General features: G+C 65.2%; 18 protein-coding genes and 4 pseudogenes. 12 read left to right on the top strand and 10 right to left on the bottom strand.

Going from position 1 to position 19,077, the window contains the following annotated elements:
• Positions 1-84 (top strand): annotated as a pseudogene (locus XarbCFBP7408_RS20535) (IS5/IS1182 family transposase); the annotation flags it as partial.
• Here the strand turns inward: XarbCFBP7408_RS20535 and XarbCFBP7408_RS20530 are convergent.
• A complete protein-coding gene (locus XarbCFBP7408_RS20530) occupies positions 50-328 on the bottom strand; it encodes a DUF3817 domain-containing protein (RefSeq protein ID WP_181107044.1) in 279 nt (92 codons plus the stop codon). The pseudogene XarbCFBP7408_RS20535 and the gene XarbCFBP7408_RS20530 sit on opposite strands and share 35 nt — an antisense overlap.
• Positions 329-477: 149 nt before the next feature.
• On the opposite strand from XarbCFBP7408_RS20530, the gene XarbCFBP7408_RS20525 reads away from it, so the two are divergent.
• The 3 genes and pseudogenes from XarbCFBP7408_RS20525 to XarbCFBP7408_RS20515 all read left to right on the top strand — a co-directional run bounded on the left by XarbCFBP7408_RS20525 (position 478) and on the right by XarbCFBP7408_RS20515 (position 1,948).
• Positions 478-1,101, top strand: a complete 624-nt coding sequence (locus tag XarbCFBP7408_RS20525) for a YiiX/YebB-like N1pC/P60 family cysteine hydrolase (RefSeq protein ID WP_115510376.1) — start codon at positions 478-480, stop codon at positions 1,099-1,101.
• A 78-nt stretch (positions 1,102-1,179) separates the two neighbouring features.
• Positions 1,180-1,278 (top strand): annotated as a pseudogene (locus XarbCFBP7408_RS23290) (alpha/beta hydrolase); the annotation flags it as partial.
• A 208-nt stretch (positions 1,279-1,486) separates the two neighbouring features.
• Positions 1,487-1,948, top strand: coding sequence for a DUF4126 family protein (locus XarbCFBP7408_RS20515; protein WP_181107046.1), 462 nt, complete (start codon positions 1,487-1,489; stop codon positions 1,946-1,948).
• 132 nt (positions 1,949-2,080) lie between these two features.
• On the opposite strand, the gene XarbCFBP7408_RS20510 is transcribed toward XarbCFBP7408_RS20515, so the two are convergent.
• The 3 genes and pseudogenes from XarbCFBP7408_RS20510 to XarbCFBP7408_RS23285 form a co-directional block, all read right to left on the bottom strand.
• A complete protein-coding gene (locus XarbCFBP7408_RS20510; protein WP_104564513.1) occupies positions 2,081-2,476 on the bottom strand; it encodes a VOC family protein in 396 nt (131 codons plus the stop codon).
• A gap of 79 nt (positions 2,477-2,555) precedes the next feature.
• Positions 2,556-3,530: a glutathione S-transferase family protein gene (locus XarbCFBP7408_RS20505; protein ID WP_104564505.1), complete on the bottom strand. Its 975-nt coding sequence runs from the start codon at positions 3,528-3,530 to the stop codon at positions 2,556-2,558.
• Between the two features lie 173 nt (positions 3,531-3,703).
• Positions 3,704-3,799 (bottom strand): annotated as a pseudogene (locus XarbCFBP7408_RS23285) (SPFH domain-containing protein); the annotation flags it as partial.
• 218 nt (positions 3,800-4,017) lie between these two features.
• On the opposite strand from XarbCFBP7408_RS23285, the gene XarbCFBP7408_RS20500 reads away from it, so the two are divergent.
• The 7 genes from XarbCFBP7408_RS20500 (at position 4,018) to XarbCFBP7408_RS20470 (ending at position 10,791) form a co-directional block, all read left to right on the top strand.
• Positions 4,018-5,604: an SDR family NAD(P)-dependent oxidoreductase gene (locus tag XarbCFBP7408_RS20500; protein WP_104564512.1), complete on the top strand. Its 1,587-nt coding sequence runs from the start codon at positions 4,018-4,020 to the stop codon at positions 5,602-5,604.
• A 135-nt stretch (positions 5,605-5,739) separates the two neighbouring features.
• Positions 5,740-6,765 carry an alpha/beta hydrolase gene (locus XarbCFBP7408_RS20495; RefSeq protein ID WP_104564504.1) on the top strand — a complete coding sequence of 342 codons (1,026 nt, stop codon included), beginning with the start codon at positions 5,740-5,742 and terminating at the stop codon, positions 6,763-6,765.
• Between the two features lie 109 nt (positions 6,766-6,874).
• A complete protein-coding gene (locus XarbCFBP7408_RS20490) occupies positions 6,875-7,675 on the top strand; it encodes a GntR family transcriptional regulator (RefSeq protein WP_258072255.1) in 801 nt (266 codons plus the stop codon).
• A 260-nt stretch (positions 7,676-7,935) separates the two neighbouring features.
• Entirely contained in the window at positions 7,936-8,076 is a 141-nt protein-coding gene (locus XarbCFBP7408_RS20485; RefSeq protein ID WP_104564503.1) for a benenodin family lasso peptide, read from the top strand.
• A 48-nt stretch (positions 8,077-8,124) separates the two neighbouring features.
• Complete coding sequence (locus XarbCFBP7408_RS20480) at positions 8,125-8,271, top strand: benenodin family lasso peptide (RefSeq protein ID WP_104564502.1); 147 nt, start codon at positions 8,125-8,127, stop codon at positions 8,269-8,271.
• 112 nt (positions 8,272-8,383) lie between these two features.
• Positions 8,384-9,058 carry a lasso peptide biosynthesis B2 protein gene (locus XarbCFBP7408_RS20475; RefSeq protein ID WP_104564510.1) on the top strand — a complete coding sequence of 225 codons (675 nt, stop codon included), beginning with the start codon at positions 8,384-8,386 and terminating at the stop codon, positions 9,056-9,058.
• Complete coding sequence (locus XarbCFBP7408_RS20470) at positions 9,058-10,791, top strand: lasso peptide isopeptide bond-forming cyclase (RefSeq protein WP_104564501.1); 1,734 nt, start codon at positions 9,058-9,060, stop codon at positions 10,789-10,791. Before XarbCFBP7408_RS20475 ends, XarbCFBP7408_RS20470 begins: the two co-directional genes overlap by 1 nt.
• A gap of 70 nt (positions 10,792-10,861) precedes the next feature.
• Here the strand turns inward: XarbCFBP7408_RS20470 and XarbCFBP7408_RS20465 are convergent, their stop codons facing one another.
• The 5 genes from XarbCFBP7408_RS20465 to XarbCFBP7408_RS20450 form a co-directional block, all read right to left on the bottom strand.
• Positions 10,862-12,937, bottom strand: coding sequence for an Atxe2 family lasso peptide isopeptidase (locus XarbCFBP7408_RS20465; RefSeq protein WP_258072253.1), 2,076 nt, complete (start codon positions 12,935-12,937; stop codon positions 10,862-10,864).
• A gap of 69 nt (positions 12,938-13,006) precedes the next feature.
• Entirely contained in the window at positions 13,007-15,454 is a 2,448-nt protein-coding gene (locus tag XarbCFBP7408_RS20460; protein ID WP_104564500.1) for a TonB-dependent receptor plug domain-containing protein, read from the bottom strand.
• Between the two features lie 281 nt (positions 15,455-15,735).
• Positions 15,736-15,882, bottom strand: coding sequence for a hypothetical protein (locus tag XarbCFBP7408_RS22865; protein WP_181107050.1), 147 nt, complete (start codon positions 15,880-15,882; stop codon positions 15,736-15,738).
• 253 nt (positions 15,883-16,135) lie between these two features.
• Positions 16,136-16,459 (bottom strand): DUF4880 domain-containing protein, encoded by a 324-nt coding sequence (locus XarbCFBP7408_RS20455; RefSeq protein WP_181107052.1) that lies wholly within the window; start codon positions 16,457-16,459, stop codon positions 16,136-16,138.
• A 93-nt stretch (positions 16,460-16,552) separates the two neighbouring features.
• Positions 16,553-17,101, bottom strand: coding sequence for an RNA polymerase sigma factor (locus tag XarbCFBP7408_RS20450; protein ID WP_258072252.1), 549 nt, complete (start codon positions 17,099-17,101; stop codon positions 16,553-16,555).
• A gap of 633 nt (positions 17,102-17,734) precedes the next feature.
• On the opposite strand from XarbCFBP7408_RS20450, the gene XarbCFBP7408_RS20445 reads away from it, so the two are divergent.
• Positions 17,735-18,550, top strand: coding sequence for a hypothetical protein (locus tag XarbCFBP7408_RS20445; protein ID WP_258072251.1), 816 nt, complete (start codon positions 17,735-17,737; stop codon positions 18,548-18,550).
• Between the two features lie 206 nt (positions 18,551-18,756).
• Here XarbCFBP7408_RS20445 and XarbCFBP7408_RS22860 read toward each other — a convergent pair.
• A pseudogene (locus tag XarbCFBP7408_RS22860) lies at positions 18,757-18,960 on the bottom strand (XVIPCD domain-containing protein); the annotation flags it as partial.
• Positions 18,961-19,077 lie beyond the last annotated feature (117 nt).

The raw sequence follows: 19,077 nt of genomic DNA, 5'->3' as shown, positions 1-19,077 counted from the left end.
GAACGTCGCATCGATCTCCACTTGGCGTTGCTTTCGCTCGCATCCTCCATCATCTGCTTACGCCTTCTTCCTGGGTTTTGTTAGCCGCTCTTAGCACCCAAGCCCACCACGGCCAGCGCAGGCGCAGCGCGGCAAGCACGCTGACCGCCACATAGAACAGGAAGGCCGCGCCATGCAGGCGCCCGAACAGCCACACCACAAGCTCGGTGGTGTGCGTGCCGTACTTGAGCAACATGCCGAGCAACAACCCAGCCCAGGTCAGCCCCTCGATAAAGGCGGCCACCGCAAACAGCCGGCCGATCGGCGACAACGCAGAAGAAGCACGCATGCAACACTCCAGACGGGCAGGGATTGCCGCGACGCGATGGCGGCGACGACGCCCGCTGGCAGCTGCATTCTACAGAGCGCATCGCGCATCGGCAGCCGGCCCGCGTTGCTGGCGATAATGGTGGCCCTTGCACCACCTGCCGGCCTCCCATGCGCACCCTCTTCTTGCTCGCCGTGCTTGCACTGGCACTGCTGCCCACCACCTCCATCGCCGTACAGCTGCAGGACGGCGACTTGCTGTTCGTCACCGCCGCCCGCACCGGCCTGAGCGGTGCCATCGACGATGCCACCGCCAGGCAGGATGCCCCCAGCTTCGATCATGTGGCACTGCTCGCCCATGACGGTACCGGACAGGTGCTGCTGCACGCAGACGAACAAGGCTCGCGGCAACAGCCGCTGCAGGCATTCGTCGAAGAAGCCAACGCCAAGCATCGGCAGATCCATGTGTACCGGCTGACGGAAGAACAGCGCAATGCGATCCCCGGCGCCATCGCACAGGCACGGCGCATGCTCGGCAAGCCTTACAACCAGACCTACGTGCAGGACGACAACAGCTACTACTGCTCGGACTTCATCGAACGCGCGTTTCGCGCCCAACACGTGTTCGTCCTGCAACCGATGAACTTCAAGAACCTGCAGACCGGCAAGATCTCGCAGTACTGGACCGACTTTTACCGCAGCAAGGGCATGGACGTGCCACAAGGCCTGCCCGGCACCAACCCGAACGATATGGCGGCCGCTCCCGTGCTGGCGTATGTCGGCCGTTTGAATTGATGCGCGGGAATGCCGGCGAGAACATGGGCCTGTTTCGCCATTCGTTTGGCGCAGGCGCGCGCAAACCGGTAGCCGTCGCTGGAGCTGGATGTCCTCGACGACGGAGATCACCCAAGTGTCGCCCCGCGCGGCATCACCCATGGGCTGAAGTTCCTGTCGGGCGCCAAGGCACCCTGAGTGCAAGGCCGCGCGCCTGGTTGCGCGCCGCAAGCCGATGCCTCCCCGGCGGCGCATCGCGTGGGCACATCCAGCGTCCGCCAATGCACGGCATGCACAAGCTCTTGCCAACGCCGATACACGCACCGCCCTAGTGTCTGCATCTCCATACAGCGTGCCGCACGCAGCGCATTCCGCCTGCGATGGTTGAGCACATGCAGAGGTGTACATGGCTTTGATTCATTCCATCCTGATGGGCGCCGTCGCCGGCATGCGCTCGATGACGCCGCTGGCGGCGGTCACCAATGCTGCGCGTACCGGCAAGCTTCCTGCCGACAACGGCGCACCGCCGCTGCTGGCCAATCCGCTGGCATCGGCCGGCATGCTCGCGCTTGCCGGCGGCGAGCTGGCAGGCGACAAGATGAAAACCGCGCCCGACCGCATCGTGCTGCCCGGCATGATCGCGCGCATCGCCACCGGCGTGATCGTCGGCGCGGCGCTGGCTCCGCGCCAGCAGCGCGGCCTTGCCGCACTGCTGGGCGCGTCCACCGCAGTGGCGGCCGCCTATCTCACCTTCAACCTGCGCATGCGTGCGATTGAACGCTACGGCCAGACCAGCACCGGCGTGGTCGAGGACGCGATCACGGTGGGTGCGGCGACGTTGATCATGCGCGATGCGGCCAAGCACTAGCGCAACTTAGCCTGTCACTCGCTGCAACCGCAGGCCGTACCGCGACGATGGTCATTCCATCGTCGCCATGGCGCAGCAATAACCCGGTGTCCGTTCGCGCTGCGGCAGTCGCAGCAGCGCAGGGATCACGGCCTACGCAGGCCGGTAGATCGCACAGAGCTTGTTGCCATCGGGGTCGCGCACGTAGGCCAGCCACACCGGCCCCATGCGGCTCTCACGCACGCCCGGCGGATCTTCGATGGACATGCCACCTGCCGCCACCGCAGCGTCGTGGAAGGCCTGCACCTGCTCGGGCGAGCCGCAGCTGAAGCCCACGGTGGCGCCGTTGCCGCTGGTCGCGGGCGCATCGTCGATCGGCTCGCTGACAACGAAAGTACTGCCGGCGTGGCGATAGAACAGGCGCACATGGCCCGAGTTGGCAGGATTGACCAGCGGTTCGGCGGCACCGAGGACGCCGCCGAGCACCGTATCGTAGAACTGCCTGGATCGCGCGATATCGTTCGATCCCACCATCACATGATTCAGCACGCATCCCTCCTGTTCGTATCGAAGGCGCATAGCTTAGGGCAGCACGTGGATATCCGGCAGCATTCGGCGAATAGCTGCATCAGCCGCCACGCCCGTGCGGCGCCTGCAGATCCTGCACCGGCCCCAGCGGCACGATGCCGGTGGGATTGATCATGTCGTGACTCTGGTAGTAATGGTGCTTGATGTGCTGGAAATTCACCGTGTCTGCGATACCCGGCATCTGGTACAGCTCACGCAGGTAGCCGGACAGCTGCGGATAGTCGGCAATGCGCCGCAGGTTGCACTTGAAATGGCCGACATACACCGCGTCGAAACGCACCAGCGTGGTGAACAGGCGCCAGTCCGCTTCGGTGAGGCGGTCGCCGCACAGGTAGCGTTGCTGGCCCAGGCGCGCATCCAGCCAATCCAGGCTCTCAAATAGCGGTACCACCGCCTCTTCGTACGCAGCCTGCGTGGTGGCAAAGCCCGCCTTGTACACGCCATTGTTGACGGTGTCGTACACACGCGCATTGATCGCATCGATCTGCCCGCGCAGCGGCGCCGGATAGAAATCGCCGGGCGCAGCGCCGACCGCGTCGAAGGCGCTATTGAACATGCGGATGATGTCGGCCGACTCGTTGCTGACCACCGTGTTGCGCTCGCGATCCCACAACACCGGCACGGTCACGCGCCCGGAATACTGCGGATCCGCCTTCAGATAGACCTCGTACAGATGCTGCGCCTGGTGGAGCGCATCGCCCACCACGCCCGGCCCTGGCGCAAACGTCCAGCCCTGCTTGCCCATCAGCCAGTGCACCACCGACACGTCGATCATCGACTCCAGACCTTTCAGCCGCCGGAAGATCAATGTGCGATGCGCCCACGGGCAGGCCAGCGACACATACAGGTGATAGCGCCCGGGAGCGGCCCGAAAGCCACCGTCCCCATGCGGGCCGGGGCTGCCATCGCGCGTCACCGAATTGCGGAACTGCGATTGCGAGCGTTCGAAACGCCCACCGCTCTTGTCGGTGTCGTACCAACTGTCCTGCCACTTGCCATCGACCAACAGGCCCATGCTGCCTTCTCCGCCACAACCGTAGGCCGCAACCCTAGCCCAGCCGGTTTGGAGAATGCGTGAGTTGCCTTGTCGGCAAGAGCAGACGCGAGCAGCCAGCAGCGCCTGCAAACCTGAAATCCACCGCTGCAAGGCAACAGGAACCCCGCGTTGCCGTCGGCCGGCAGCGCAGGCTACCTGGCAATCACCGACGTGCCGGAAGGCACCATGTAGCAGGCCTGCGCCTTCCTGCAGGCATCGGCATTGAGCTCGGCGATCTGGCTGGCCAGCTGCCGCACCTTTGGCACCGGAGTCATCACCGTTGCCACTGCCTTGGCACGCCATTGGCATCAACACCTCGGGATCGGCGAAAATAACCGCGGTCCGGACGCTCCGGCCTGCGGCGGCAGCGGTCCAGGCCAGCGTGGCCGCTGGCCGCCATCCCTCGCGTCCACCGCGCCGCCTGCTGCATGCGCTCCGCCTTCTGCCGCTCTTTTCCGGATCCATCTTGAACACCAACGCCCCACCCCCGCCCGCCGACGACCTGCCCCTGACCGACCGCCTGCGCGCGGCGCTGGACCTGCTGGAGGCCATCGAGGCCGACCGCAGCGTGCTCGACACGCTGCCCGAGGCCGACCGCGTGCGGCTGCACCAGGTGGTGGCCAGGGTCTATCACCCCGAGCCCAAGGCGCGGCGGCAGCTGCTCAAGCAGCGCGAGCGCGAGCGGCACCAGGAGAAGGTACGCAAGGCCGAAGCGCTGCTCGAGCAGCGCGGCATCCGCGCGCTGCGGCGCAAACCGGTGTTCAGCACGCCCAACTTCTTCCCGCCGCATGCCGCCGGCCTGCACGACGCGCACAACGGCCAGAATGCTGTTGCCGCGCCGGAGCCCACGCATTCGCCGGAGTTGCGCCACTGCTACGTCTGCAAGCAGAAGTTCACCCAGCTGCATCATTTCTACGACCAGATGTGCCCGGCCTGCGCCGAGCTGAACTACTTCAAGCGCACCGAAACCGCCGACCTGCGCGGACGCGTGGCGCTGCTGACCGGCGGACGGGTCAAGATCGGCTATCAGGCCGGCTTGAAGCTGCTGCGCGCCGGCGCCGAACTGATCGTCACCACGCGGTTTCCGCGCGATTCGGCCGCGCGCTATGCGCAGGAGCCGGACTTCAACGAATGGGGCCATCGCCTGCAGGTGTTCGGCCTGGATCTGCGCCACACCCCCAGCGTGGAAGCGTTCTGCAGCCAGCTGCTGGCCACCCGCGACCGGCTGGACTTCATCATCAACAACGCCTGCCAGACCGTGCGCCGCCCGCCGCAGTTCTACGCGCACATGATGGCCGGCGAAACCGCCGCGCTGCACGAGTTGCCGGACACCGTACGCAACCTGGTCGGCCATTACGAAGGCCTGCGCACGCCCGAACTGCTGCGCGATGCCTCGGCAATGGCGCTGCCGGCGGTGCATGGCCGCGGCCTGGACGGCGCCGATGGGCTCACCCGCGCCGCCGAGCTATCGCAGGTGGCATTGCTGGACGATGAGCTGGTCGGCCAGCAGCACCTGTTCCCGGAAGGACGGCTGGATCAGGACCTGCAGCAGGTGGACCTGCGCGGGCGCAACTCCTGGCGCCTGCTGATGGACGAAGTGCCCTCGGTGGAACTGCTGGAAACCCAGCTGGTCAATGCCATCGCCCCCTTCATCATCAACGCGCGGCTGAAGCCGCTGATGCTGCGCACGCCCGAGCGCGACAAGCACATCGTCAACGTCTCGGCGATGGAAGGGCAGTTCTACCGCAACTTCAAGACCACCCGGCATCCGCATACCAACATGGCCAAGGCCGCGTTGAACATGATGACGCGCACCTCGGCGGCCGATTACCAGAACGACGGCATCCACATGAACAGCGTGGACACCGGCTGGGTCACCGACGAGGATCCGGCGGACATCGCCGCGCTCAAGGTCCAGCAGGAACGCTTCCACCCGCCGCTGGACATCGTCGACGGCGCCGCGCGCATCGTCGACCCCATCATCCACGGCGCCAACACCGGCGAGCATGTGTGGGGGCAGTTCCTCAAGGACTATGCGCCGACGGATTGGTAAGGGCTTTCAATCGCCATGCGCCTGCACCGGCGCCTGCTGCAAATGTTGCCGCCACGTGCATAACGGCCGAGCTCCCTTGTCGTCCCATTGACTGCACCGCCGCTAGCGTCACGGTCAATCAACCGAGACGCCCGCATGACAGAGCACGGCAAGCCCAACCCGATCATCGACACCCTCTCCAACGTCATCGGCGCCATCCGTGCCGACGACGACATGCACGACCTGGCCCAGGCCCACGATGCGCTCGAGCCCAAGGCCATCGAGAAGCTGACGCCGGCCGAAGCCCGGCAGCAGCCGACCATTGCCGATGCGGTCAACAAGCTCCTGCACGACCAGGGCAAGACCGCCGACCCGGAAGCGCTGGTGCCCGGCGTCAAGCGCACCTCCCACACCCTGGAAACGCCCGCCGGCAATCTCCCTGCCTTTGTCTACACCCCACAGGGTGGCACCGCACTGCCGGTCATCGTCTATTTCCACGGCGGTGGCTGGGTGATCGCCAATGCCGAGGTCTATGACGGTGGCGCGCGCGGGCTCGCCAAGGAGGCCGGCGCCATCGTGGTCTCGGTCGACTATCGCCAGGCACCCGAACACACGTTCCCCGCCGCCTGGGACGACGCGCTCGCCGCCTACGAATGGGTGCTGGCAAACGCGGCAAGCATCGGCGGCAATCCGCAGCGCGTTGCCCTTGCAGGCGAAAGCGCCGGCGGCAACCTGGCCATCGCCACGGCCGTTGCCGCACGCGACAAGGGGCTGCAGGCACCGACGCATATCCTGGCGGTGTACCCGGTCGGCCAGACCGGCAGCCTGCACACCGAGTCCTACATCGAAAACGCCATCGCCAAACCCCTGAACAAGGCCATGATCGAATGGTTCGTGGGGCACCTGATCCGCAGCGATGCCGACAAGGCGGATACCCGTCTGGACCTGGTCAACGCCAACCTGCGCGGCCTGGCACCGGTAACGATCATCAACGCCACCATCGACCCGCTGCGCAGCGATGGCGCCAAGCTGGAAGATGCGCTGAAGGACGCCAACGTACCGGTCGAGCGCGAGATCTATACCGGCGTGACGCATGAGTTCTTCGGCTGCGCCGCAGTCGTTGCCAAGGCGAAGGCCGCACAGGAATACGCAGGCAAGCGGCTGCGCGAGTCGTTTCGCTAAACAAGGCACAGCGTCTGGCACGGGCGTGCCACGCGGCAGCAGGAACAGATAACGTCCACACGAGGGCCGCCCTGGCATGCCAGGCGGCCCTCTTTTTTGATCCTGGTTTGTGCGTTATCAAAACTATTACTGTCGGGACAGGGTATTGGCTCCAAGCCTGCCCCTTGCGCATCACGATGTGACAAGCCCGGGACTGAAAGGACTACTGCAGCAACTTCCTGCCGCAGCCATTGCATGTACGATCCAGCCGGGGGAGGAGTCGCGGTCAGACAAGGAGTTCGCCATGCGTGGGATCCACTCCAAACGTGCCATCGCCTATACGCAGGTCAGGCGCGCACTGCAATCCGGCCGGTATCGGCCCGGTCAGCGCATCGATCCGACAACGCTGGCTGCCGAGTTCAAGGTCAGCCCCACGCCGGTACGCCTTGCGTTGCATCGCCTGGTCGGCGAAGGCCTGGTCATCGATCATGCACGCTATGGCTTGCAGGTGCCGCTGCTCACCGAGGTCGCGCTGCGGGATCTTTACGACTGGATGGACCGCCTGCTGCGGATGGCCTGCGATATCGGCGTTGCATCGACGCCGCACGCCGCTGGCGAGTTGGAGCCCACCCCCGCACCTGCGGACGTGGTCAAGCAGACCTGGAAGCTCTTCGACGCCATTGCCCACGCCACTGCGCATTGGTCGCTGCATCATGCCGTCAGGCAGACCAACGACCGGTTGGCACCGGTGCGACGTGCCAAACATGGCCTGCTCGACGCCCTCGAAGAAGAACTGGCAGAGCTCACGTTGCACTGGCAGCGGCACGACTTTGCGGCCCTGCAGACGGCGGTGCATGCCTATCACGTGCGCCGCATCCAGGCCGTGCCGCGCATCGTGGCGATCATGCATGAGCGCAGCCGTCAGGCCTGACGGCTTGGCGGCTGACTGTCGCCAGCGCGCGGCCTCGCAAGATCTGCATGCTGCGCTGGCGCACTGCCGGTAACGTGCGCCTGATGTGGCATGAGCGGCGCGGTGCGAGGCCACCGGCCAGGTTTCCACGGTCATCTTCGATGGCGGTCACACAGTAAATTTAATTATTGCGGTGTTACGACTTAATCATTTGAAAATCAACAGCCCCGTTTCCTAACGTGTCTGTGTCATGGATCCCATGACACAACCAGGAGACAGCGATGAACATCAATGACACCACCCACAGCGGCGCATCCGACGAAGTCACGGTACTTGGCGTTGCCAGCACCGACACCAAAGGCGGCCCGCTCGCCGGCGAAGAAATCGGCGGCTTCAATGTGCCTGGCATTTCCGAAGAGTGAGCCCGAGGCGTGCCTGAGTGCACGCCTCTCCCACCAGGGGTAGAGACCATGGACACCAGCAGCAACGATGCTCGTACCACGACGTTTGGCCAGGATCTCATCGTGCTTGGGATCGCAAGCCTGGACACACAGGGCGGGCCATTGGCAGGCGAAGAAATGGGTGGCATCACCACGCAGGGCATCAGCCAGGACTAGGCACTGCCAACGCGAGGCAGTCGCCACCCGGCTGTACATGCAGATGAGCAACTTCCCAAGCCACGGGGCGCACTGCAATGGTGCGCCCCTTCTCTCTCTCAAGGACAACGCCATGCACTGCTACACCCTGCGCGACGACCTGTCGTTCTGCAGCATTAACGAGCGCCTGGTGTTCCTGGATGTCGGCAACGACCGCTACTTCCGTCTGCCCGAGGCACTGGAGCGCTCCCTGCTCACCTACCTGGCGCAAGATCCGGTATCGGACCTGGAGGTCAACGACCTTGTCGAACGGGGACTGCTGGTGAAGCGGTCGCGAGCAACCGCCGACCTACAACCTTCCGTCATGCCTGCTGCGCGTAGCGCGATGGAAATGCCCATACCAGCGCGACGAGCAAAGCTGTTTGAAAGGCTGGAGGTGCTGGCACTTGTGCTGTCCACACGCCTGGCGTTGAAGCGCAGCCCACTTGGCAGGGTCCTTGGCAGCCTCCCCGCTGGAGCGCAGCGTCGGGGGATGCAGCAACGCTCGGGCGCCGGACTCGAGCAACGGCTCACCGATGCGGCATCCGTCTTCCGGCGCGCACGCGTGTGGGTGCCGGTCGAGATGCGCTGCCTGCTCGATTCAGTCGCGTTGGCGAAATTCCTGCGTCGGCGCCAGCTCGACGCCCAGGTTGTCTTCGGGGTCGCACTCGATCCGTTTTCGGCCCATTGCTGGGTCCAGACAGGCGATCTGGTCCTGAACGACACGGTCGGCAACGTCCACGCGCATACCCCCATCCGGGTGGTGTGATGTACCGCTACATCGCCTTGTTCAACCATGCGCAGGCACACCGCGATGGCGACCGCGCCGCTGTCGATGCGTCGTTGCGCCAGATCGGGTTACAGCTACGGCAACGCGCTGGGCACATCGACCTGTATGCATCAGACGACACGCCCGTGCTCGACCTGCCTGGTGGCGGCGCATTGATCGGCCATGTCTTTTCGCAACGCGACAACGCCCCCTTGCTGGACGGTGCGGCGTTGCATGCGTTGTCCGCAGCACAGCGCACACGGCACCTGATCGATGCGTACTGGGGCGAATACCTGCTCTTGCACGCACCGCACGAGGATCCGAGCGCCATCACCGTCATGCGCGAGCCCTCCGGCGGCGTGGCCTGCGTCTACGCGCTACAGCATGGCTTCATCACGTCAGACATCTCGATCGCCACGCATGCGGGTCTGTACACGCGCGAGATCGACTGGAACTCCATCGCCCATCATCTGCACTACCCGCACCTGAAGACCGAGCGCACCGGGCTGGCCGGGGTGCGCGAAGTGCTGCCGGGCAGCCAGTTGTGCATCGAGTCTCATCGCAGCAGTGTCGAACAGGTCTGGAACCCCTGGGATTTCGTCGCAGCACCGCAGCGCCGGCACGACCCACTCGACGCACAGGCGCAGGTGCGTCAGGCGGTAGCATCCAGCGTCACCTGCTGGGCGCAGACCGATGCGTCCGTGCTGCTGGAACTCTCTGGCGGCCTGGACTCTTCCATCCTCGCCGCCTGCCTGAAAGACACCACCGCGCGCGTGGCATGCTGCAATCTGGTCACGCCGGTGCCGGGCGCCGACGAGCGGCACTATGCCCGGCAGATGAGCGATCTGTTGGACACCGAGCTGATCGTGCGTACGCTAGGCTTCGACGCTGCACCGGTCGATTTCGCACCGCCGGCACACGCGGTCGCGCCCAGCACCTGGTTTCTGCAGCATGCCTCTAATGCGCTGAAAGAAGCGATCGGCACGCAGCTGGCCATCACCAGTTTCTTTTCCGGCGGCGGTGGCGACACCGTGTTCTGCAACACCAGAACCGCCGCGCCCGCCGCAGATGCCTTCCGTGCAGGCGGCCTGCGTGCCGGTTTCAGCGCAGTCCATGCGCTTGCCGAACTGCACCGGTGCACGCTCTGGAAAGCAGGCAGGCTGACGATCAAGAAACTCCTCGCCAAGGCCGGACCGCCACGCAAGCCGGAGCGCTCGTTCCTGCCAAGCACGCAGGCTGAGATTCCATTGCAATCGCATTCCTGGTTCGATGCCCCAGCCGACAGCCTGCCCGGTGACCGCGAACGTATCGTCGATCTGGCCGGCACCCAGGTGTTCCGCGATGGACTGGCACGCAGTGCGTCGTGGCACCTGCGCATGCCGCTGCTATCGCAACCGGTGGTGGAGGCTTGCCTGACAGTGCCGAGCTGGATGTGGATCGCTGGCGGCCGCAATCGCGCTGTCGCACGCGATGCGTTTGCGGATGTGCTGCCTGCGCAGATCCTGCATCGCCGCAGCAAAGGCACCTTCATGAACTACTCCGGCGCGGTCTATCGTCGGGGCAGGCAGCAGATCCGCGATTATCTGCTGCAGGGTCGGCTTGCAGGCCAGGGGCTGCTGGACGCCGATGCCCTGCGCTACCATTTCGACCACACATTGGCCGACGGCGACCACAGCGTCATGCGCATCTTCGACCTGTGTGCGGTCGAGAACTGGGTCCGTCATCAGCGCTGAGGTTGCCTGCACTGCGTAGGTGCGTGGCGCCCGCCTGCCAACGTGCCACGCGTCAGCTGCGCCACACACGCTAGTCGCCACGCGACGGCAGTGCCGCCTTGATTGCGCGCCAGCGCGCATACTGCGCGGCCTTTTCCGGCGCAGGGTCCTGGTAGTCCTGCAACCAGAAGCGGAACCAATCGACGTTGCGCGCATACACGGCCAACTTGTGCTGCGGCTGGAACTTCTGGTGCGGCTCGTTCGCAAACACGTACAACTCGGCGCGTTGCGCACGCAGCAGGGGAATCAGGTAATCCAGCGCGTACAGATACTCCTGCTCGGAATGCTGGAACAGGATGGGCGCGCGAATCCGCTCCAGCTTGAACGCTGGCGACAACACCTTCCATCGCTCGGGTGTCTGCTCCGGTGCACCCAGGCCCCACATGTCGCGCAGCCCCTTGAGGAAGGGCTCGCCCTTCATGCTGCCGAACAGGTAGTACGACGGCGACACCACCGGGTTGGCCACCGAAGCGGCGGCCAGCAGGTTCGACTCGGTGGCCGTCCACAGGGTCACCGCACCGCCGAAGCTCAGCCCGCCCATGCCCACCCGCGTGCGATCGATGCCGGCCTGCGACGACAACAACGCCACCGCGCTTTCCACCGCCGCCAGCCCCTCGCCGTGCCGTTCCACCGCATCCATGGTGTAGCCGGGCAGCTGATTGATGCACAGCGCTGCGATGCCTGCCTGCGCCAACACGGCCAGCGGCCACTCATCGCCCACGCCACCGCGCACGAAGCCAGGGCAGCTGTAGTAGGTGACGAACAACGGCAGCTTGCCCGCGCCGGTACCGTGTGCCGCGAAGAACTGCCCGCTGTATCGCCGCCCACGTGCGTCGCTCCACTGCAACAGCCGTGCAGGCGTCGCATGCGCCATGTCCGCTGCAAGCTCCGCATTGGGATCGAACAGCACCTGCCGTGTGCCATCGTCCAGCCCGATACGTTCCAGACGCGGCGGGCGATCGGCTTCGGCTGTCACGCACACCAGCGCAACGGCCGAGGCACCGCAGCGTGCCGCCGGGTCACGCCCGCCATTGATCAAACCGCGCCCCTGCACCACCAACCGCACCTGCCCGGTGGCCGGATTCCAGCGCTGGATGGATTGCGCCAGGCCCAGTGCAGGATCGGTGATGGTGAAGAGCACCTCCGCATTCCCCGGGCGCCACTGCACTGCACTGATTGCCTTGTCCACGCAGGCCGCCGCGGTGCAGCGCACGGCCTTGCGGGCGTGTGCACCGGGCAGGACTGACAGCGCCACCTGCGGACGGAATAGCTGGCCCTTGCCATCACCCACACGCGACAGCACCGCCACCGCCCCACCGGGCGCAGGCACGGACTGCCACACGTCACCGTCGACACCGTGCGTACTGACGGGCGATTCCTCCGCGGGCACCGGCGCATCCGCGAGTGGCCGCGTGGTTGCCGTGGCCAGGTCCAGCGCCAGCCAGTGCTCCGGCACATCCGCCGACAAGCCGGTGCGATCGAACCACACCGTACCGAAGCGCTGCGTCGCCAGGCGTCCTTGCACGTTGCCCGAGCGGAACAGGCCTTGCCCGAGCGGTACCGTCTCGTCGATCCGGATGCCCTGCGCATACTCCTCCTGTTCGGCCGCCATGACCTGCGCGCGCGTGGCGCCGACGCGGTAACGCAGCACCCGCCCATCCGCGTCCAGCGAAAACTCCTGCACGTCGGCCGCATCGTGGGTCACCGCTTGCGCGCCGGACCCGTCCGCCGCCGCGCGCCACACCGCAATCACGTCATCGATCAACGCGCGGTAGTACAGCCAGCGCCCATCCGGCGACCACAGCACCTTTGCAGGCAAGGACCCGCCTGCCGAATCGCGCAAGGGCACGCCGCCATCGGCAATGCGTCTGGGCGCAGCGTCCTGCAGGCCCTGCACGTACCAGATGCTGTCGTAGGTATTGCGCTGCACCGCTGCCTGCTCGGTGCGAAAGGCCACGCTGCGGCCATCCGGCGACAGCGTGGGGCTGCCGATATCCACCACCTCCAGCAATCGCTGGGACGATACCGTTTGCGCGTGTCCCACGCATGCACCTGCCGCCATCAGCACGCCTGCAAGCAGCAGGCGCCATGGTTTGTGATTCCTCACACACACACTCCTCTCAGCAACGCTCAAGGACCATCGCCAATACATCGGCTGCAGCAGGCAGCCCACGCATCACCAGTGCTTGGACACCGACACGCTCACGAAGCGACCAATCGCCGAATAGTTGTTGGAGTCGTACGGCGCCACGTACAGCGGCGAGGTCACCCGATACAACGGCGGATCGCGATCGAAGGCGTTGTCCACCGACGCACCGAACTCCAGCCCCGCCCACGCATCGCGGCGTGCGCCGGTGGCGTAGCGCAACGCCATATCGAATGTGGTGAACGATGCCGACTCCATCCCGTCGGCGCGGTTGCGCACCCCGCCGCGGTAGTTGCCGAACAGCGAGGCGGTAAGCCCGCCCTGCTTCCACACCGCGCCCACGCGGCTGCTCAGCTTGGGCGGGTTGAACAGCGTGCCGGACAGATCGAACGTCGGTTGCGCGGGCAACGTCTGCTGCGTGCTGTCCAGCCAGCTCGCCGAGCCGCGCAAGGTCAGCGTGCCGCGCGCCAACGCCACCTGGTAGCTACCGCTCAGGTCCAGACCCTCGATGTCCTGCTGCGCCACGTTGGCGTACTGCGTGTAGATGATTGCCGCCACCCGGCTCGGGTCGTAGGCGACGCCGGCAAAGTTGGAGAACCGGCTGGCGAGTGCGATCACATCGGCCTGCGCCTGCGGCGTCGGCGTGCGGTCCACGAAGGGCGCGTAGATCGGATTGCGCAACGCCTGGCTGGCATTGGCGATCGGCTGCAACACGCGGTTGCTGTAGTCCACCCCGAACCAGGTCAGCTCCGCCTCCAGGCCATCCAGCGCCTCGGGGTGCCAGGCCAGCGAGACCGAGCGGGTGATGGCGCGCTCCGGCTGCAGATCCTGGTTGCCGCCATCGGCCACCAGCACCGTCGTCCCGGCGGGAAAGCCTACCCCGCCGAACGCGCCCGGCTGGAACAGCCACGCCTCCTGCGCGTAGTTGCGCTCGAACAGCGTGGGCGCCTTGAACGACTTGCCCCACGAGGCCTTGAGCGTCACATCGCTGCCAGGCGCATACAGCACACCGAACTTGGGCGTCGTCACCCCGCCGAAGCTGCTGTAGTCCTCCCCGCGCACCGCCGCTGTCAGCGTCAGTCGCTGCACACCGGGCACGCCCTGCGCCGGGCCCACCACCGGCAGGTTCAGCTCCGCATAGGCAAAGCGCGCGCTTTCGCTGCCGTCGATCGTCTCCACGCCACTGACGTGGTTGACGTTACGGAACGTGTTGCTGCGATACCCCACCCCGGTGGCCAGGCGCGCATCGCCTGCCGGCAGCGCGAACAGCGGCCCTTCGGCGCCCAGCTCGTAACTGCGGCTGTCGTTGCAATAGCACAGGTCGGTCACGCTCACCGCACCGCTAGCCAGCGCCGTCTCCTGGCGGTATTGATCGTGCTTGCTGTTGCCGTCGGTGGCGCCCAATGTCAGCGTCCAGTCGTTGGGCAACCACACCACAAGGCTCGGTGACAGCAGCAGGCTGGTGGTGGTCGGAGTGACCCGGCTGTTGCGGCCACTGACAGCGTAAAAGTGCAGTTGGTCGCGTTCAGTGCGTAACGCATCCAGGCGCAATTCGGCGTTGTCGCCCAGCGCCTGGTAGGCACTCAGCAGCCCGCTGCGCAGGTCGCTGCCCGGATACAGCGTGGACGGGTCGGTGAGTTGAGTGGTGTAACTACGCTGACGGCTGTAGATGGGGTCTGCGGACACGTCCTGATAGGTCGCGATCACGCCACCACTGCGCCAGGTGGTGCCGGCCGTAACGCTGTATTGCCGCGAGGTGAGCCCGCCTTGCGTGGCCCGCCCGAAGCGCGTGCCAACGCTCACCCCGTCGTAGTCGCGCTTGAGGATCACATTACCGACGCCACCCACCGCGTCCGACCCATAGATTGCCGACGCACCGTCGGCCACGATCTCCAGCCGCTCCACTGCCTCCACCGGGATCGCGCTGAGGTCCACCGCCTGGGTGAATCCACCATAGGCCAGCCGGCGCCCATTGAGCAGGGTGAGCGTGGCATCGGCGCCCAGCCCGCGCAGGTTGAGGCTCGCGCCGCCGGTCATGTTCTGGTTCGCATTGCCGGCCCCGGCCAGATTGCCGCTCAGCACGCCCGGGTTCTGCCCACCGGAGAAGTTCTGCGGCACGCTGCGGATCACCTCGCCCAGATCGCTGAAATCCTCTTCCTGGATGTGCGCCGCGCTGATCGAAATCACCGGCGACGGAACTGCACCGCCCTTGATGCGCGTGCCGGTGACTTCGATGGATTCCAACTCGGTCGCGGCGGTTTGTGCCGGCGCGGCCGCCGCAATCGCAGTCTCCGGCGAGCCGGGCCTGGGCGGCTCGCCTGCGTTCGGTGCCACGGCTGCCGGCGTTTTCTGCACCGCTGCCGGAGGTTGCGTCGCCCCCTGCGCTGTCGCTGCCCGTGCCCCCACCGCACCTGCCGCCCCGCTCGCCACGGCTAGCAGGGCGATGGAAATGGCGTTGCGTAACGTGCGTGTCTTCATGCTGCGTCCTTTGGCTTGCCTGGGTTGGCCCGCCGACGGCGCACTCCGGGTCGACCCGGCGCGCATCGCCAGCTGAGCAAGATCGGTCCTGCACCCGACTGCTGAAACGCGGGCACCGCAGCGCGGCGAGCAGCGACCAGTATCACTAACTGTTTGATTTTCGAGCAATCATTGCGCACGCAAAATGGCTCGGCACCCATCCGGGCCCGACACGTCATCGCTGTGTATGCAATTGCCCTTTCCCCACTACCTGCTACGCGTCCACTACGCCTGCATCGCCATCACCAGAGCATGCCGGCCGTGGCTACGTGCACAGGCGCATCACCGCGCTGCGCATCCGCTTCCACCGCTGGGGTTTGCACGCGTCGCACCGCCGTGCGTTCCTGTGCAGCAAGGTTGTGCAGCGACAGCAGCGAGACCACCGCCAAGGCCAGTCTGCTGCGTGCATGATCAAAACCGACACCGCTCCCCGATACTGCCCGTCGTGCTTGCATGTGCATCCTTCGCGTCCTGGGCGCGGCACCATCGCCATTGCGTCCCCCGACAACAAGTGATGTTGCGCAAGCGCAATGCCCTACCAGCAACGTGTGCAATATGCAGGCAGCGCTGCAACAGAGCGCACATTCAACGGTTTCTGCAACACGCAGTGCGGTTTGCTGAGTGCCGAGCGCTGAGTGCGCGCTACTGCATCGGCAGGTGATGCACCGCATAGCCGATCGCGGCAACCAACATCGCTGCCAGCAACAGCCATGGCCAGCGACGACGCCGGCCGGAGGCCGGCGTCAGCAGTTCCAGATCGCGTGCAGTGGCGGCCTGCAACTCGGGATCATCCAGCACTGCCGACGCGTGTTCGTCCACGTCGAGCAACTGCTGGTAGGCCACACGGTGGCGCGGATCGGCAGCCAGCCAAGCCTCGCGCGCAGCGCGCTCGGCAGCAGTCTCGCTGCCGCGTCGAACGAGATAGGCGGCCGCCTGCGCGTGGATGCGCCCGGACTCTGCACGCATGGCTGGTGACTCCCGACGGGCCGTCTGCTGCGCCCTCGCGCACGATGCTACCAGCATCTTCCGGCGGCGCCAGCCAGCCGCCTTGCAGCCTGGTTACTGCGGCAGTTCCCCCACCGCCGCGCGGCACGCCAGCAGCGCACGGCTGATGTGCTTCTCCACCATCTTGGTGGAGATCCCCATCTTCGCGGCGATCTGCGGATAGGTGAGCCCGTCGAACCGGCTGAGCTTGAACGCAAGCCGGCACTTTGGCGGCAGCTCGAGCAAGGTGCGCTTGAGCAGCACATCGAGTGTCTGGCGTGCATCGGCGATCTCGTCCACACCGGCCTCGTCGGCGCTGATCGGCGCAACCTGGTCCAGCGACACGTGCTGCGCCGCCAGCCGCCGCTGACGCGAGCGCCGCTGCTCGATCACCAGGTTGTGCGCGATGCGGTACATCAGCAGCCGGCGGTCGCCGATGTTGGGCGCATCGCGGTACACCATCATCCGCGAGAAGGTCTCCTGCGCCAGGTCTGCAGCGGTCTCGGCATCGCGCGTACGGCGGCGCAGGTACACCAACAGCTCGGCATGCAATGCGGCCAATGCCTGGTCGAACTCGGCGCGGAGACGGTCCCTCTCGGCGAGCGACGGCTGCCCGCGAGCCATGGGCGGCCAGTCAGGCGAGCTCATCGTGATCGCCGCGCCTTCGGCCAAGTGCGGCCGCCCACCAACTCCCCCACGCATCTTGCGACACGACGCACCAGCGCAACGCGCGCGCGAGGGTCATGCAAGTGGATCTGAACATGAGCAGTGCAGCCGAAAGATGGAGAGTGGGTGGTGGGCGCCGCACCCCGAACCGCAGCCCCACCTCTTCCTCTATGACGGCAAGCGATGCTAACCCCCTACGTTTTGCGCGTTAGTCAGCCTCGGTCGAGATCACCACGTGCTCAGCCTTGGTCGATGCAAGCGCAGTCCTGCCCGCGGCATCGCACGGTCACAACGCTTTTTCCCCCGCGCACTCCAAGCAAACAGCAAAGCGGCACGCTGCAGCAGTTGCAGACAAGGAATACGCCGCTTGCTGCGACGCGTGCACCAGGCCAATGCATACCCGAGAGCAAATGAGCCGCACATTGCCGTCAGCAGGCACATACATACGGCAGATGCAAAGCGAAACGGGCAGACTATCGTCTGCAGTGCTGATGATGGAATCAGGGCACGCTGCCATCCGGATTCAGACACCACGTAGACCGAGGCAGCCAATTTACGCCACACGCATAAAAGCAAAGGAAACCCAACGTAATGGACTACCTCATGCGTACCGCCTGGATGTTCGCAGGGCTTGCCGGCACCCTCATCGCCGCGCCAATTGCTGCACAGTCAACCATCGGCAAGCCTGGGCCAACCGCATTGACGGCAGCCCCCCCTACATCTGCCGCTGCGCAGCATGTGGAAGCCAGGCCGCCTGAGCCAGGTGAATACATTACAGACGCGGGGTGGGGCCGGTTGCTGCTGACCAACGACAATGGCGCGCTTCGATTCTCCTTGGAAAGCACGACCGGCCAATCCATGTGTTCACTGCAGGGCACCGTCCACAGCACGCAAGGCAGCGCAGAGGATGAAGCTGGCGCTACAGGCTGCAAGGTTCAGTTCTCACCAGTCGCCGGAGGCATCGACGTCACGACGCCTACCCCGATGGAATGCAAAACCTTGTGCGGTTATAACAGCGGTTTTGAGGCGCATTACCTTCGTGCCACGACAGGCTGCGACCGCAACGCCATTGCCCGCACGCGCGCGATGTTTCAGCAGCACTACGATCGCAAGGACTATCAAGCAGCACTCTTTACACTGTCTCCCATCCTGACGCGGTGCGGGCAGACACTGGAATGGGACGAGAAGGGAGATATGCGCAACGACCTGGCAATCACCCAGTACAAGACTTCCCAGTACACGCAATGCCTGGAAACGCTGCACGACTACGCTGAAGATGCAGCGTCACCAGACGATGCGGTGACGGACAACTGGCCGCCGGTCCTTGCCGATCGCTATCTGGCAATCGTCCGTGCAGCTAGAACCAATATTGGGTTGTGCAAAAAAGGGCTAGCCAGGCAAAAGTAAGGACTAGTCTTGACCGACAGGCTGGGATACGAAACACATCGGGTAGCGCACGACAGATAGCGAATGGCATACGGCTTCGCTCCCTTCAGTGGTAAAGCGATGTTTTACAGGCATCGGGCAGCCGGCACAGCATCTTTCCTACCTCTCGCAGCAGGCCGCACGAGAATGCGTGCAACACTGCACGAGACAGACAAATGTATGGGGCGTCACACCATACGGGGCTGCGGGGCGATCGATTGATCGCGCTGCTGCTCTTGCTGCTGGGAGTGCTGCTGACGCTGCGTCTCGTTCGAGGCCTGCAACTGCGCCAGAGATTGCTCGACCGGCTGTGCGATCGCGTCGCTCGTCTTCATGTGCGCCATCTTGTGAGCGGGGTCGTTCAACGCGCCTTCCACAACAAAGACGTTTTCATCGCTAACGGGTCAGGTTCACTTCCTAGGTCCTGTTAACGCTAGTGGCTGGGGAGGTTAAACTATTGGACATGGAGATCACGCCAGCACAATTTGCCCTCATCGAACATTGCTTAC

It is taken from the genome of Xanthomonas arboricola pv. guizotiae (genome assembly GCF_002940205.1).
Classification (GTDB): Bacteria; Pseudomonadota; Gammaproteobacteria; order Xanthomonadales; family Xanthomonadaceae; genus Xanthomonas; species Xanthomonas arboricola_C.
Note: the sequence above shows the minus strand (reverse complement) of the source record. Positions and strands in the feature narration are given on the sequence as shown.

Bases quoted from the DNA above. Each gene is read 5' to 3' on its own strand.
- XarbCFBP7408_RS20445 (WP_258072251.1), top strand. From the start codon at position 17,735: ATGGACTACCTCATGCGTACCGCCTGGATGTTCGCAGGGCTTGCCGGC.
- XarbCFBP7408_RS20470 (WP_104564501.1), top strand. From the start codon at position 9,058: ATGTACCGCTACATCGCCTTGTTCAACCATGCGCAGGCACACCGCGAT.
- XarbCFBP7408_RS20455 (WP_181107052.1), bottom strand. From the start codon at position 16,459: ATGCGTGCAGAGTCCGGGCGCATCCACGCGCAGGCGGCCGCCTATCTC.
- XarbCFBP7408_RS20460 (WP_104564500.1), bottom strand. From the start codon at position 15,454: ATGAAGACACGCACGTTACGCAACGCCATTTCCATCGCCCTGCTAGCC.
- XarbCFBP7408_RS20480 (WP_104564502.1), top strand. From the start codon at position 8,125: ATGGACACCAGCAGCAACGATGCTCGTACCACGACGTTTGGCCAGGAT.
- XarbCFBP7408_RS20515 (WP_181107046.1), top strand. From the start codon at position 1,487: ATGGCTTTGATTCATTCCATCCTGATGGGCGCCGTCGCCGGCATGCGC.
- XarbCFBP7408_RS20475 (WP_104564510.1), top strand. From the start codon at position 8,384: ATGCACTGCTACACCCTGCGCGACGACCTGTCGTTCTGCAGCATTAAC.
- XarbCFBP7408_RS20450 (WP_258072252.1), bottom strand. From the start codon at position 17,101: ATGGCTCGCGGGCAGCCGTCGCTCGCCGAGAGGGACCGTCTCCGCGCC.
- XarbCFBP7408_RS20485 (WP_104564503.1), top strand. From the start codon at position 7,936: ATGAACATCAATGACACCACCCACAGCGGCGCATCCGACGAAGTCACG.
- XarbCFBP7408_RS20505 (WP_104564505.1), bottom strand. From the start codon at position 3,530: ATGGGCCTGTTGGTCGATGGCAAGTGGCAGGACAGTTGGTACGACACC.
- XarbCFBP7408_RS20530 (WP_181107044.1), bottom strand. From the start codon at position 328: ATGCGTGCTTCTTCTGCGTTGTCGCCGATCGGCCGGCTGTTTGCGGTG.
- XarbCFBP7408_RS20495 (WP_104564504.1), top strand. From the start codon at position 5,740: ATGACAGAGCACGGCAAGCCCAACCCGATCATCGACACCCTCTCCAAC.
- XarbCFBP7408_RS20525 (WP_115510376.1), top strand. From the start codon at position 478: ATGCGCACCCTCTTCTTGCTCGCCGTGCTTGCACTGGCACTGCTGCCC.